General features: G+C 73.6%; 12 protein-coding genes. 10 read left to right on the top strand and 2 right to left on the bottom strand.

All coding sequences use genetic code 11. The features are described from left to right. Positions 1–232 precede the first annotated feature (232 nt). The 7 genes from AC3ET4_RS28580 (at position 233) to AC3ET4_RS28550 (ending at position 5,896) form a co-directional block, all read left to right on the top strand. Positions 233–511 (top strand): DUF6510 family protein, encoded by a 279-nt coding sequence (locus tag AC3ET4_RS28580; protein WP_431954471.1) that lies wholly within the window; start codon positions 233–235, stop codon positions 509–511. Between the two features lie 189 nt (positions 512–700). Beyond that, the gene (locus AC3ET4_RS28575) at positions 701–1,411 is read left to right on the top strand and encodes a VanZ family protein (RefSeq protein ID WP_431954469.1); all 711 of its coding nucleotides are present in this window, start codon (positions 701–703) and stop codon (positions 1,409–1,411) included. Positions 1,412–1,568: 157 nt separating this feature from the next. Then, positions 1,569–1,835, top strand: coding sequence for a DUF6400 family protein (locus AC3ET4_RS28570; RefSeq protein ID WP_431954467.1), 267 nt, complete (start codon positions 1,569–1,571; stop codon positions 1,833–1,835). Beyond that, a complete protein-coding gene (locus AC3ET4_RS28565) occupies positions 1,819–2,052 on the top strand; it encodes a hypothetical protein (protein WP_431954465.1) in 234 nt (77 codons plus the stop codon). Before AC3ET4_RS28570 ends, AC3ET4_RS28565 begins: the two co-directional genes overlap by 17 nt. A gap of 166 nt (positions 2,053–2,218) precedes the next feature. Beyond that, positions 2,219–3,340, top strand: a complete 1,122-nt coding sequence (locus tag AC3ET4_RS28560; protein ID WP_431954463.1) for a baeRF3 domain-containing protein — start codon at positions 2,219–2,221, stop codon at positions 3,338–3,340. 518 nt (positions 3,341–3,858) lie between these two features. Then, entirely contained in the window at positions 3,859–4,590 is a 732-nt protein-coding gene (locus tag AC3ET4_RS28555) for a class I SAM-dependent methyltransferase (protein WP_431954461.1), read from the top strand. A gap of 790 nt (positions 4,591–5,380) precedes the next feature. Next, a complete protein-coding gene (locus AC3ET4_RS28550; protein ID WP_431954459.1) occupies positions 5,381–5,896 on the top strand; it encodes a mycothiol transferase in 516 nt (171 codons plus the stop codon). A gap of 278 nt (positions 5,897–6,174) precedes the next feature. Here the strand turns inward: AC3ET4_RS28550 and AC3ET4_RS28545 are convergent, their stop codons facing one another. Next, positions 6,175–7,674, bottom strand: a complete 1,500-nt coding sequence (locus AC3ET4_RS28545; protein WP_431954457.1) for an MFS transporter — start codon at positions 7,672–7,674, stop codon at positions 6,175–6,177. A 487-nt stretch (positions 7,675–8,161) separates the two neighbouring features. Between AC3ET4_RS28545 and AC3ET4_RS28540 the strand changes: the two genes are divergently transcribed. Together AC3ET4_RS28540 and AC3ET4_RS28535 are read left to right on the top strand one after the other, a co-directional pair. Further along, on the top strand, positions 8,162–9,406 hold the full coding sequence (locus tag AC3ET4_RS28540) for a SpoIIE family protein phosphatase (RefSeq protein ID WP_431954473.1): 1,245 nt from the start codon (positions 8,162–8,164) through the stop codon (positions 9,404–9,406). 106 nt (positions 9,407–9,512) lie between these two features. Further along, entirely contained in the window at positions 9,513–11,708 is a 2,196-nt protein-coding gene (locus AC3ET4_RS28535; protein WP_431954455.1) for an FUSC family protein, read from the top strand. Here the strand turns inward: AC3ET4_RS28535 and AC3ET4_RS28530 are convergent. Next, positions 11,659–12,177: an HD domain-containing protein gene (locus AC3ET4_RS28530; protein WP_431954453.1), complete on the bottom strand. Its 519-nt coding sequence runs from the start codon at positions 12,175–12,177 to the stop codon at positions 11,659–11,661. The genes AC3ET4_RS28535 and AC3ET4_RS28530 overlap by 50 nt on opposite strands. A gap of 866 nt (positions 12,178–13,043) precedes the next feature. Between AC3ET4_RS28530 and AC3ET4_RS28525 the strand changes: the two genes are divergently transcribed. Further along, a complete protein-coding gene (locus AC3ET4_RS28525) occupies positions 13,044–13,877 on the top strand; it encodes a phosphatase PAP2 family protein (RefSeq protein ID WP_431954451.1) in 834 nt (277 codons plus the stop codon). The last annotated feature ends 43 nt before the right edge of the window (positions 13,878–13,920 follow it).

Genomic DNA, 13,920 nt, shown 5'->3' with positions numbered 1-13,920 from the left:
TGGTCTTGCGGGATCAGGCCGTACACCAGGAGCTGAGTGGGGCGGGTGGGACTCGAGCCACGACCGACGGGGTGGCGATCCGCTGCTCTGGCCGGGCCGAGCCACGCCCCTCCCGCCGCTCCCATGCGGACGCTCAGGCGGCCCGGAGCGAGGCGCCGCGTTGGCGGGCGGGGTGGACGACGGCTGCGTAGGGTGGAGGGCGCCGCAACGGCCGGACCGACGGGAGGCTGGGATGAGCGCACAGAGCACGGACGGTTACACCGACGGCAACGCGCTGGCCGGACCGCTGCGGGAGATCTTCACGGTGGACATGACGACAGCCGTGGGCCGCTGCGCGGGCTGCGGGCTCACCGGTCCGGTGGCCGCGCTGCACGTGTACGACCACGCCCCCGGCCTGGTGGCGCGCTGTCCCGGTTGCGACGCCGTGATCCTGCGCCTGGTGCGCGGGCCGTCCGCCGCGTGGCTGGATCTGCGGGGCTCGGTGAGCATGCGCATCCCGCTGCCCGGCTGACGTCGCCGGGACACCGCCGCCTCGATCGAGCCGCACCGCGCGTCGCGGGCGCCAGGCGACGTGCGCCGGGGTGGGCCGGCGCGGCGGTCACCCGGCATCCCGGCGAGCGCTCGGGGTATCCGGTCTGTGACACGGGGACACCACGACCGGAGCAGACCGGAGCGGGGCGACGAAGAAGGGGGGCAGTCCGTGGCTCGATGGGCGGTACGCGGGCGTACGCGGCAGGGGACGGCAGAGGGGCGGCGGTCACCACTGGCCGTCCTGGCCCGGTGGGCGGCGATGGCCCTGGCCTTCCTGGCGATGGTGGCCTTCGGGGCGGTGCTGGCCCGGGCGACACTCGCCCCCTCGTACGCCTCGGAGGGGCTGGCCCACGCCAATCTGCAGCCCGGCGCGTCGCTGCGCCAGTACTACGAGCGGTACACGGTGGCGGGCGCCGTACGTCAGGTCGGCGGGAACGTGCTGCTGGGCATGCCCTTCGGCGTCCTGCTCCCGGTGCTGGCGCCGAAGGCCCGCGGTGCGCTGCGCGTGGTGGTGACGACCGGCCTGGTGATGGTCCTCGTGGAAATGGCGCAGGGGGCGGTGGTGCGGGGCCGTGCCTTCGACGTCGACGACGTGATCATGAACACCGCAGGCGCCCTGCTGAGCTACCTGCTCTTCGGACGCCGTCTCGGCCGGGCCGTGCACGCCGTCCGCCCGAAGGCCCCCTCCCGGCACCCGGTTTCGACGGCCGGGGGGTGGTCGCGCGGCCGTCGAAACGGTGCGGCCGGGAGGGCCGGGAAGCGCGGTGGGAGCGGCGGGGCGACGCGGGCCGGCCAGGGGGCCGCGGTCGAACTGCCCTCGGCCGGCAAGGCGTTGCCCGCCTTCCGGACGGCTCTCCGCAAGGCCTCCCGGCGCTCCTGAGCGGCGCCCGGCCCCCGGCGCTCCGCCGCTGGTGCGTCCCTGCCCGGCGCCGGAGCCGCATGCGGTTCGTCACACCGGAACGGCAAAAGCTTCCCCCCGAGCACGACGCTTTGTTACACAGGGGGCATTCATCCCCGATTGCCCCGGGAGGGGCGACATGAACGACGACGACACCCCGGACCGCCTCCACGCGTTCGAGCTGGACTTCACCGGCCACGAGAACCGCCGCCGGGCGGAGGTCATCGCCGCCCTCGGCGACGACTGGGACCCGGTGGCCGTGCTCCGCGGAGAGGACGCCGCGTACCGGCTCCTCTACTCCGGTCTCGACGAGGAGCAGGAGGCGGCGTTCAGCGCGCTGGTGGCCGCCGGCGTGCTGCCGCCCCGTGCGGCGGCCGGGGAGGACGACGGTGCGCCTTCCGATTGATCCGACGGCCGACCCCGGCCGCCGGGCCTGGGTGCCGTGCCCGCGCTGCGCGGACCACCAGGGCTGCGCCACCTGCGCCGCCGGCCGCAACTGCCCCGAGCACTGGCGCTACTTGCTGGCGAGCAAGGGGCCCGTTGTGCATCTGCAGTGCCCGGGCTGCACCCACACATGGGCCTGGGACTCCGGCTTCGGCGCGCACCACCGCAACGGCGCCTGAAGGCTGTGCCGCCCGGGCCGTCCACGGGCTGTCACCAGGCCGTCCACGGCCGTCCCGGCAGCCGGGCCGCCCGGCAGGCGACGGTCCGGCTGGTGTGCGAGGCTCGGGGTATGGGTCGGTCTCCCCGCCTGCGGGGAGCTACCGCGGCCCCCTCAGGGAGGCGATCATGGAAACCGATGCCCTGACGGTCGGCACCCTGCGAGAACTGCGCGCGACCAGGCCGTATCCGGCGGTGTCGCTGACCATGCCGACGCACCGGCGCGAGCCGGACAACGCCCAGGACGCCGTACGGCTGCGCAATCTCCTCGCTGAGGCCGAGCGCCGGATCGAGCACGATCCCGAGGCGTCCCGCCGGGCCCGGATGGCCCTCAAGACGCAACTTAAAGCCGCCGCCGCCGAGGTCGATCTGCGCCACTCGCTGGACGGGCTGATCATGTACGCAACCGAACGGGACCACCAGGTCTGGACGCTGCCCCGACCTGTGCCGGAGCGCGTGGTGCTCAGCGACAGCTTCCTCACCCGCAACCTGGTCGCGGCGAAGGCCAGGGCCCGCCCGTACTGGGTGCTGACGGTGTCGGCCGACCGGGCCACCCTGTGGAGCGGCAGCGGCCAGACGCTGCATCCCCACGACGCGCAGGGATTCCCGCTGGAGCCCGATCCCGTGCAGTGGGACCCCGAGCGGCAGGAGCAGGTCGGGGACCACCCGAGCACCTTCCGCGACGAGGAGACGCGCCGCTTCCTGCGGTCCGTCGACACCGCGCTGGCCTCGGTGCTGGCCGCCGACGGCCGGCCGCTGTACGTGGTCGGCCTGCCGGACGCGGTCTCCCTGCTCAGGGAGGTCGGCACCGCCATCGACGCCGCGGTGGCCGTCGTGCACAAGGGCGGCCTGGTGAACGGTCCGGCGCAGACGCTGCTTCAGGAACTCGCACCCGCGCAGAAGGAGTTCGCCGAACACGAGGCCGAGCGGATCAACAGCAGGCTGGTGGACGCCCGTAGCCGCAGGACCTTCGCCGCCGGTCTGGACGAGGTGTGGGAGTCCGTGTGCGAGGGCCGCGCCGAACTCGTCGTGGTCGAGGAAGACTTCCAGCGAGCCGTGCGGCTGAGCGATGGTCACCTCGTCCCTGTGGACGGCGCCACCCTGGAGACGGGCGGCTTCGAGGAGGGTCTGCGCGAGGACATCGTGGACGAACTGGTGGAGACCGCGCTCGACAAGGGCGCCGAGGTCCGCTTCGTGGCGCCAAACAGCCTCAAGGAGCACGACCGGATCGCGGCGGTCCTCCGCTACTGATCCTCCCGGCGGCGGGCCGCCATGCCGCTGCCGGCCGCCGCCGGGTTCGTCACCCGGGTCCGCTGTCGGCGGCGTACCCGGGTGACCTGTGCCCGCCGCCCGTGGGGTGGGACAGGCCGGCCGGATCAGCGGGCCGGAGGGCGGCTTCGCCGTGGTCCCCGAGAAGTGGGAACGCCCGGGCCCCCGCGCCGCCCGGGGCGGCTGCCTCCGCCTGAGCGCCTGCGCGAGGCGGCGGGGACACGGACGGGCGATGCCGCTGCGGCGGCGGTCGGTGCAGGCGGCAGCTGGGCCGGGCGGTGCCCGCCCGGGCACCGTGAGTGACCCGATGTCGCTGGGGAGCGATCGACGGCGGCGCGGCGACTTCGGCCCCGCTTAGCCGCTGGTCGTCGTCGGCGTCCCCGTGTTCCCGGCCACGCGGTGGATCCGTCCCGCCGCGGACTGGCCGCCCGGGCGCACCGGCCCGGACACCGGGCGGGACCGCCCCGCGGCGCTGGCGCGGGGCGAGGGATCATGGGGTCATGACGCCTTCCCCTCGTGCCCGCTCCTTCGACCGTGCCGCCGGACTCTACGCCGCGAACCGCCCCTCCTACCCGCCCGCCCTCTTCGACGCCGTCGAGGAGCTGGCGGGGCGCGCGCTGCGCGGCTCCCTGCTCGCCGACGTGGGCGCGGGGACGGGCATCGCCACCGCGCTGCTGCGCGGGCGCGGCGCCAGGGTCGTGGCCGTCGAGCCGGGTGACGGTATGGCCGCGGAGCTGCGCCGCAACCTGCCGGACGTGGCCCTCGTCCGCGGGGACGGCGACCGGCTGCCGTTGGCATCCGGCGCTTTCGACTTCGTGACGTACGCCCAGGCGTGGCACTGGACCGATCCGGGACGGTCGGTGCCCGAGGCCCTGCGGGCGCTGCGGCCCGGGGGGGCGTTCGCGCTGTGGCGCAACGATCCCGACCTGTCGGTGCCGTGGATCGCCGCGGAGCAGGAGCGGCTGCGCGACTTCTCCGGAGCACTGGCCCACCCCCGCTCGGGTCGGCTTCCGGAGGGTCCGGATTTCGCCGAGCGCCGGGTGCCGTGGTCCCGTCGGGTGCCCGTCGAGGTGCACCTGGCGAACCTCGGGACCCAGTCGGCGTTCCTGGTGCTCGGCGAGGAACGCGCCCGGGCCTTCCTCGACGCCGAACGGGAGCGCCTTGCACGGCACTTCCCCGACGGCATGGTGGAGGAGCAGTACGTCGTGACCCTGGTCCTCGCGATCCGCTGACGTACGGCTCGGCCGGCCGCAAGCGTCCCCGGCTCGTGCCACGGGCCGCGAAGCAGCACCGCAGCGCCGGCACGACCCTCCGCGGGCGCACACGGCGGCCACGGCACCGGAAACGGCTGCCGAGGCCGAGCCGACCGGATGGCGGGCCACCGGCGCGACGTCCGGTTGGGGCGGCGCAGCGGAACTGCCGCGACCGGCGACAACACGCCGACACGTGCTGCATGTTGAGGTTCCCGGAGACGCCGGCCCCGGTCATACCCGGGCCATCGAGGAGGGTGACGGGTCCCGGGGTCGCCCCAAGGTTCGCCGACATGCCCGGCAGGGCCCGCCGGACGGCCTCGAGCCGCTGTGCGCCTTGACGCACAGCGGCTCTGTGGTCATCGTCGCCGTCGGCCTTCGTGGCCGGCTGCACGGATCCCTCCCGGCGGACCGCTGAGGTGGCTTCTTCTCGGCCGCTGACCCGCTGAGCACGGGCGATGGCAGCGCCCCGGCGTTCGCCGACGGCAGCACCGCCACTGTCCCATGCCGAATCCACAGGCGCTCGCCCGGTGATCCGTATGGGCGACAACCGCGGCAGCGGACATCCGCCACGGCAGAGTGCCGCTCGCCCGAGCACCGCCCAGGTCCACTGCGCCCCTGTGCCAGGCCGGCACCGGCCACATCGCATCGGTATGACCGCCGCGGCCACGGGCCCCTGGACAGGTTGCGACGACCGCGGGATCGCTGCCCGGGCACTACCGTGGCGAGAGGGCACACCGGGACACCTGGCACAGCAACCGAGGGAGCACGCATGAAGAGCGCGGATCTGCTCGCCGACGCCTTCGGCAGGATTCGGGAGACCGTGCACGAGGCCGTCGCCGGCATGTCTCCGGAAGGCTTGCACGCACGGCCCGACGAGGGGGCGAATTCGATCGCCTGGCTCATCTGGCACCTCACGCGGATTCAGGACGACCATGTGGCCGACGTCGCGGGCACCGAACAGCAGTGGACCGCCGGCGGCTGGGCCGACCGCTTCGGCCTGCCGTTCGCACCGCTCGAGACGGGGTACGGCCATCGCCCCGAGGACGTCGCCGCGCTGCGCGTGGAGTCGGGCGAGCTGCTGACCGGCTACCACGACGCCGTGTACGAGCGGACGCTGGTTTATCTGCGGACCCTGCACGAGGCGGACTTCCCTCGCATCGTCGACACCAGCTGGAATCCGCCGGTGACCCTCGCGGTACGCCTGGTCAGCGTGGTGTCGGACGATCTGCAGCACGCCGGGCAGGCCTCCTTCCTGCGCGGCTGCGTGGAACGCGGCGCACTGTAGCGGTGGTCCAAGAGGTCGCGCAGATAGGCGGGGTGGAGAAAGGAGCGGGTCGAGGGCCGAGTCCGGCAAGGCGGAGAAGCAAGACGCAGCGGAGCTGCGGCGACCGACGACAACGCCGCCAGGCGAGAGCCATCGACCCGCGACGCCGGCCCGCCCATCCGCGCGACCTCTACGCCCAAGGGTGCCTGTGAGCGTCGCGGCACGTCCGTACAAGACTGCGGGCGGGAGACCACGACGCCCCGCGCGCCGCGCTCCCGCCCGCCGTCCGGGGCGGCGCCTCAGGAACGCGCGCCGACAGCGTCGGAGCCCTTCCCCGGTTCCTCGACGACACTGAGAGGGGCGGCGAGGGACTCCAAACTGCGGCCCTCGGCGCGGACACCGATGGCTGCCTCGACCAGGCCCGCGAGCGTCATCAGACCGGCGCCGAGGCAGAAGGCGAGGGTGGTGTCACCGGGTTCCCCGCTGCTGACCAGGCCGTTGAAGAGGAGAGGACCGGTGATGCCGCCGATGGCGGTGCCGACAGCGTAGAAGAAGGCGATGCACAGTGCCCTGGTCTCCAGCGGGAAGATCTCGCTGACTGTCAGATAGGCCGCGCTCGCGCCCGCCGAAGCGAGGAAGAGCACCGCGGTCCAGCAGGCCGTCATCGTCACCGCGTCGAGGGCGCCACGCTGGAACAGGTAGGCGGTGCCGAACAGCAGCAGGCCGGAACCGACATAGCTGCCGGTGATCATCGGCTTGCGGCCCACCGAGTCGAAGAGGCGGCCGAGCATCAGCGGGCCGAGGAAGTTGCCGACCGCGATGACGGCGAAGTAGTAGCCGGTGTCGCCGTTCGGCACGTCGAAGAAGGTGGTGAGGATGACGGCGTAGCCGAAGGTGACGGAGTTGTAGAGGAATGCCTGGCCGGAGAAGAGCGCGAGGCCGAGCAGAGTGCGGCGCGGGTACGCTCGGGTGACGGTGCGGGCGATGGTGAGGAAGCCGAGCTCGCCGCGGGGGCGGATGAGGATGCTCCCGCCCGGCTCCGGAAGGGGCTTTCCGCTCTCCTCGGCGACCGTGCGCTCCACGTCCGCGACCAGGCGCTCGGCCTCCTCGGCGCGGCCGTGGGTGAACAGCCAGCGCGGGCTCTCCGGCACGTGACGACGTACCAGCAGGATGGCCATGCCCAGGACGACGCCGATGCCGAAGGCGAGCCGCCAGCCGACGTCGGTGGCGAACAGCGAGGTGTCGAGCAGCGCGATGGAGGCGAAGGCGCCCCCGGCGGCACCGATCCAGAAGCTGCCGTTGATGATCAGATCGACCCTGCCGCGCACCCGCGCGGGAATGAGCTCGTCGATCGCCGAGTTGATGGCGGCGTACTCACCGCCGATGCCGAATCCCGTGAAGAAGCGGCACAGGATGAAGAACCAGGCGCTCCACGAGACCGCGGTGACCGCCGTGGCCGCGAGATAGACGGCCAGGGTCACCATGAACAGCTTCTTGCGGCCGAGGCGGTCGGTGAGCCTGCCGAAGAACAGCGCGCCCATGCAGGCTCCCGCGACATACACCGCGGCCGCCAGCGTGGTGACCTGAGCGGTGCTGATGTCGATGCCGCTGCCCCGCTCGGCCAGCCGGCCCGCGATGTTGCCGACGATGGTGACCTCGAGGCCGTCGAGGATCCACACGGTGCCGAGGCCGATCACGATGCGCCAGTGCCAGCGGGTCCACGGCAACCGGTCCAGGCGGGCCGGTACATCGGTCCGCAGAGCTCCCGACGGGTCGGCGTGAGCCGTCGAAGCCGACATGGGCACCTCCTTGACGAGTCCTTCTGTCCGCGACCGCGCCTTCCCCCGGCCGGATCCTTCATGCTCGGGCCGGAGCGGCACCGCCCCGGGCGGTGCCGCCGCCGGGCCGCGCCGGTGCCGCTGTCGCCGCCCGGTCGGCGCGGGGGCCGCAGTCGCGGGAGCGGACGCGTGCGGGCCGCTCTGCGGCGCCCGCCCCGCGCCGCGCGACTCCTCGCGCGGCCGGCCCTGCCCGGCTGCCGTATCGACGACAGGTGAGGTGTCCGGACGGCTTGGAGGCAGCGCGGACAGGCGGGTGCGGCAGGGAGCGAGGCGAGGGCCGAGTCCGGCACGGCGGAGAAGGCAGACCCAGCGCAGCTGCGGCGACCGACGACACCGCCGCCGGGCGAGAGCCGTCGACCCCCGACGCCGGCCCGCCCATCCGCGCGGCCTCTTATAGATTGGTGGGGTGACCCTGCCCGACAAGGGGGACGACGAGCGGCGCACCGCGGTGACACCGCCGGTCGACTACGCGGCGCTTTTCGAGGCGACGCCCACTCCCAACCTGATACTGGACGCGGATCTGGTCATCGTGTGCGTCAATCGGGCGTACCTGGAGGTGACCGGACGCACCCGGCCGGACCTGATCGGGCAGTGCATCTTCGACGCGTTCCCGGACAACCCCGCCGACCCGATGGCCGACGGGGTGCGCAACCTCAGAGCCTCGCTGCGCCGCGTCCTCACCTCCCGCGAGGCCGACACGATGGCGCTGCAGAGGTACGACATCCCGGTGGTGGCCGAGCCCGGGAGGTTCGATGAGCGCTGGTGGAGTCCCATCAACACCCCCGTATTCGGGCCGGACGGCTCCGTGGAGTGGATCATCCACCGGGTGGAGGACGTGACGGCGTTCGTCCAGGCCCGCCGGCACCGGCACATACTGCAGGGCGGCGACCTGAGCAGGCGGGAGCAGGCCATGGAGGCCGAGCTGTACGTGCGGGCCCGCGAACTGCAGCGCCTCAACGACCAGCTGCGCGAGGCCCACGCCCGCGAGCGGAAGGTCGCCCTGACGCTGCAGGAGGCCATGCTCCACTCGCCGGACCTGGCCGAGCACGGGGACATCGCGGTGCGCTACCTGCCGGCGGCGGGCTCGCTCAATGTGTGCGGCGACTGGTACGACGTGGTCAACCTCTCGCCGTCCAGCTACGCGGTGGCGGTCGGCGACGTCGTGGGCCACGGTCTGGCGGCCGCCAGCGTCATGGGGATGCTGCGCAGCGCGCTGAGCGCGGCGATGCGCACCGTCGGCGGTCCGGCGAAGGCCCTGGAGGTCGTCGGCATGTACGCCCGCTCCGTCGATGGCGCGGTCGCCACCACCGCCGTCAGCGCGCTCATCGACAAGGAACGGCTCAGCATCAGCTACAGCAGCGCCGGGCATCCGCCTCCGGTGCTGCTCCACGGCGACGGCCGCTGCGAACTGCTGGACCAGGCCACCGACCCGCCCCTGGGCGCCCGGCTCCACCACGGCACCCGGCCGCAGGCGACGGTGCCCTACCGTCCGGGGGACACGCTGGCGCTCTACACCGACGGGCTGATCGAACGGCGCGGTGAGGACATCGACGCGGGTCTGGCCCGGCTGACCACCGCGCTCGCCGAGACGCCCGGGCTCGCCGCGGAGCAGCTCGCGGACGCGCTGCTGGCCCGGCTCGGGGCATACGGCGACACGACGGACGACATCGCGCTGGTCACCGTGCGCCTGTGAGGCCCGGCCGCGGCCGGGCGGCGCGGTGGCCGGGCGGTCCTCCCGGGCCTACCGTGATCTGAAGGGGTCCGGCATGGCGTGGACCTGAGCAGCGAGGAGGCCGCGGGTGCCCGATCGCGGTGGGCTGGAGTGGGTGCGGGCCCGTGATCCCGGTCTTCAGGCGGTGCGCCGCTCCGCGCGGGTGACGCTGGTGGCGTGCCTGAGCTTCTACGTGGCGCGCTACGTCTTCGACGACCCGATCGCGGCGATCTACGCCCTCTTCGGCTCCGTCGCCTCCGGCGCCCTGTCTCATGTGCCCGGTACGCCGGGCGAGCGTGCCCGGGCGCTGCTGGCCTCGCTGCCGGTGGCCGCGCTGATGGTGGCCCTGGGCACGGTCCTGGCCGTGAGCGACTGGGCGGCGGCCCTCGGGATGCTCGGGGTCGGATTCGCGGTGACGTACGCGGGGGTGGGCGGCCCCAAGCTGGTGGGGCTCGCCAACGGCCTGCAGTTGTTCTACATCCTGCCGTGCTTCCCCCCGTACCAGCCGGAGACGTTGGGGCTGCGCCTGTGCGGACTGGCCGCCGGCGTGCTGCTGATGGCGGCGGCCGAGGTGTGCGTGTGGCCGCAGCCGTCGCCGGGACGCTACCAGGACCGGCTCGCCGACGCGTGCGAGACGGCGGGGCGTGCCCTGCAGTCGCTGGCGCTGGAGCCGCCGGTGGCGTCCGAGCGGCTGGACCGGCTGCTGGAGACGGCGCAGCGACTGCGTATGAGCCACGTACCGCAGGACGAGCGCCCGGCGTCCGCGGGATCGCGCGACCGGGCGCTGTCCCAGGGGGCGGCCTACGCGCGCCACCTGCTGGCGCAGACCGGGCAGTTGGCCGAGGACGCGGTGCACCGCACACCGGCTCCCGACCCCGTGCGGTCGCGCATGCTGCTGGCCTCGGCCACCGCCTGCCACAGCGCCGCGCGGGCCCTGCGGGGCGAGGCCCCGCCGCCCCTGGGCACCCCGTGCGCGGCGGCCGCGGCCGCCTTCGAGGAGCACCGGGTGCGACGGCCGGTGGCCGGGGCGTCCTCGGCGACGACTGTCCGGGACGGGGCGATCGCGCTCGACATCACGTACACCGCTTCCTTCCTGGTCACCACCGTGCGCATCGCCCTCGGCGCCCCCGTATCGCCCGCCCCTGCCCGGCCCGCGGGCCGGCCGGGACCGTTCTGGTACGCGGGGCAGCCGGCCACCGCGCTGTACGGGCACCGGCTGCGGGCCCATCTCACGCCGCGCTCGGTCTACTTCCAGAACGCCGTGCGCATCGCGCTGGCACTCGCCGCGGCACGGCTGGTCGCGGGCGGGCTCGACCTGTCGCACGGCTTCTGGGCGCTGCTGACCACGCTGACGGTGATGCGCACCAGCGCCGCCGGCACCCGTACGACCGTGGTCCCCGCGGTGCGGGGCACGTTGGTGGGGGCCGGCGCCGCGGCGGTGCTGCTGATCCTCGCGGGCGAGCACACGCCGGTGTACGCGGTCGCGATGCCGCCGGTGTTCTTCCTGGCCTTCACCGCGAGCACACTGCTCGGACTCGGGTGGGGGCAGGCGTTCTTCACGGTCGCCGTGGCCACCGCCTTCACCCAGATCGCCCCGGCGGGTCCCGAACTCGCCGCCTTCCGGATCGCGGACGTCGTCGCGGGCGCCCTGACCGGCGTCCTCGTCGGCCTGCTGGCCTGGCCGCGCGGCGGCACCGGTGAGCTGGGGCGGGCCTGTTCGCGGCTGCTGGACCAGAGCACCCGGGCCGTCACCGAGATCACCGACTGCATCACCGGCACTGGCACGATCGGCGACGTTCTTCACAGGACGCGCCTCGCCCAGCTGATCGCAGAGGCGAGCTACGCGCAGTTCGCCTCCGAACGCGACACCGACGGGGCGGGGCCTCCCCCGCCGACGGACTTCCAGGCGATCATGCTGGCCGGAAACCGGGTGCTGACCATGGGGCAGACCCTGGCCGACCACTGTCCGCCCGGCGCCCTCGCGGCGTGGCCGCTGAGCGCCGCGCACCTGCGGGACGCGGCGCGCCATCTGCGACTGACCGCCCTGCCGCTGACGTACGACCTGCGCTCGGGGTCCATGCGCCCGCCACCCGTCGAGCCTCCGGACCGGAGCGTACCGACGGACCGCACCGTGATCGCGGACGTCTGCGCCGCCTCGGGCGGCCGGGCGCCCGACCCGCTGCTGTACTACGCCGTCGACGCCGCGATCTGGCTGGCCAGCCTGCAGCGGGTGGTCAACGCGATCCGCCGGCCGGCGGAAGATCGCGCAGCAGTGCCGGGTTGACGGCCTCGAGGATCGTGGCGACGTCCTGGCGGGGCACCGCGGGCCACAGGATCTCCCGCGCGCGGCGGTACTTGGCGGCCAGCCGCAGCCGCTCGGCCTCGTCCAGCCGCGCGACCCGGTCCGGACGGCTGTTGTGGGCGTTGTCGGCTATCTTCACCAGGGCCGCGTCGCGGCAGCCGGCGATCCGCCGCAGTTTCTCCTCGTAGGACAGGCCCGGCTGGTTGGTGACCTGCTCGACGAGGGCGACGACTCGGTCCGGTACACCGGCGGCGCGCAGCCGGCCGGCGGTCCAGGACGTGTCCTCGATGACGTCGTGCAGGAGCCCGGCCATCTGCAGATCCGGGCCGAAGGCGGCGAGCCCCGCCGCGACCGCCCGGACGTGCTCGATGTAGGGGACGCCGATGCGGTCGGTCTGGCCCTCGTGCGCCTGCCGGGCCAGGGCGTCGGCGTCGGCCACGCTACTCTTCACGACACCCCATCCTCGGGGGTGCGGGGCGGGAGGTCCAGCCCCGCACCCCTGGTACGCCCCCGCAGGCGGCCGTTTCGTCCTGCCCCGGCATCTCGCGGCGTGACCCTGTCGCGCGCTGGGGGACGCCTACCGCCTGCGTCCGCGGGGACGCCAAGCCGACAAGAGAAAACACTCATAGTGATTCCATCGGTCGCGCGCGTGGCGGGCACCTGCCCCGTCGCCGCCGGGTGCGACGCGCAACGAGTGTCGCCACAGCGGCCCAGCCCACGGCCGGATTCCCGCCCGGCACTTCCCGCCATTCCGCCGCGCCCGGGGCAAGACGGCGGAATCCGTGCCGGTGGAAGTGAATTCCCCGTCACCGAAAGGAAGTTCCCGAGAATGCCCGGCGCTGCCGGGGCCTTTCTGCGCCGGAAAGCGCTGGAGCGCCCAAACTGCTTGCATCATCAAGTAAATTCCGAACGTCTCGCCCTGTCAACTCCACAACGGCACACCACTCCCCAACAGGAGCGACGCGCTGTGCCGGACGGGTCGTCAGATCTCCCTGAGCGCAGCGGGAAGGGAATCCACTGCTTCCGATCCCCGGACCCGACGCCTCGCGGGCATCGCTGCGGCCTTCTGTGATCTTCCCCACCGCGACGCGACGGAATACAAGGAACGAGGCTCCCGGTTGTCGCCATGCGTTCGATCGCAACTGAACCGGAGGCAGAAATGAACGGCCCGCTTCCTTCCTCGGACGGCAGTGGCAGAAACACCGACGGCACCCGGATCGTCGTCCCGCTGTGGCGGGCCCCGCTCGCTGGAGACGATGGCCGCGCGGCTTCCCGTCCGGCCACCCAGAGTGACCGGCAGGGCTTCCGGGCCTCGCGATGAGCGTCATCGCGCCCTACGCGCACCGCGCCCGCCACCTGGCGTACGACGCCGTCTCCTGCCGTGCGACCCATGCCGGGCCGCCGGTCTCCGCCACGTCCCGCCTCGTCCCGCGCGTCGCCGTCGTCGTGGCCGCCGTCATCGCCTACTTCGGCGTCCGGGGCCTGACCGACAGCTCCCCGGGATCGGCCCTGCGCAACGCCGACCGGGTCCGGGCCGCCGAGGGGTTCCTGCACCTGGACTGGGAATCCTCGCTGCAGAAGCTGGTCGTGGGCGATCCGGCCGTCACACGGGTCCTCAACTGGATCTATATCTTCGGCCACTGGCCGGTCATCGCGGTCACCCTCCTGTGGCTGCTCTCCCGGCACCCTGAGGTGTACACCCGGACCGCCGGGGCGATGCTCGCGTCGGGCGCGGCCGGGCTCGCCGTCTTCGCCGCGTACCCCGTGGCCCCGCCACGGCTGGCGGCACCCGGCATGACGGACACCGTGACACAGCAGTCCCACGCCTACCGGGTGCTGCAGCCGCCCGCCTTCACCAACCAGTACGCGGCGATGCCGAGTCTGCACGTCGGCTGGAACCTCCTCATGACGCTCGCGGTCCTCGCCGCCACCCGGCGGATATGGCTCCGGGTCCTCGCCGTCGTGCTCACCGTGTCCATGGACGCCACCGTCGTCCTGACCGCCAACCACTATGTGCTCGACGCACTCGCCGGCGCGGCCCTCGCCCACGCGGGCTGGTACGCCGCCGCACGATTCCCCGCCGGCCGGCGGATGAGATCGCTGCCCGGCTCCTTGCTCGCCGGGCCCCCGCGCCGGCCTCCCCGGCGGTGACGGCGCGCGTCGGCGGTGCGGAGGTCCCGTCGCCCCCACTCCT

The sequence above is a fragment of the Actinacidiphila sp. bgisy167 genome (assembly GCF_057707665.1).
The sequence above is the reverse complement of the archived record's forward strand: the minus strand, read 5'-3'. Positions and strand labels throughout refer to the sequence as shown.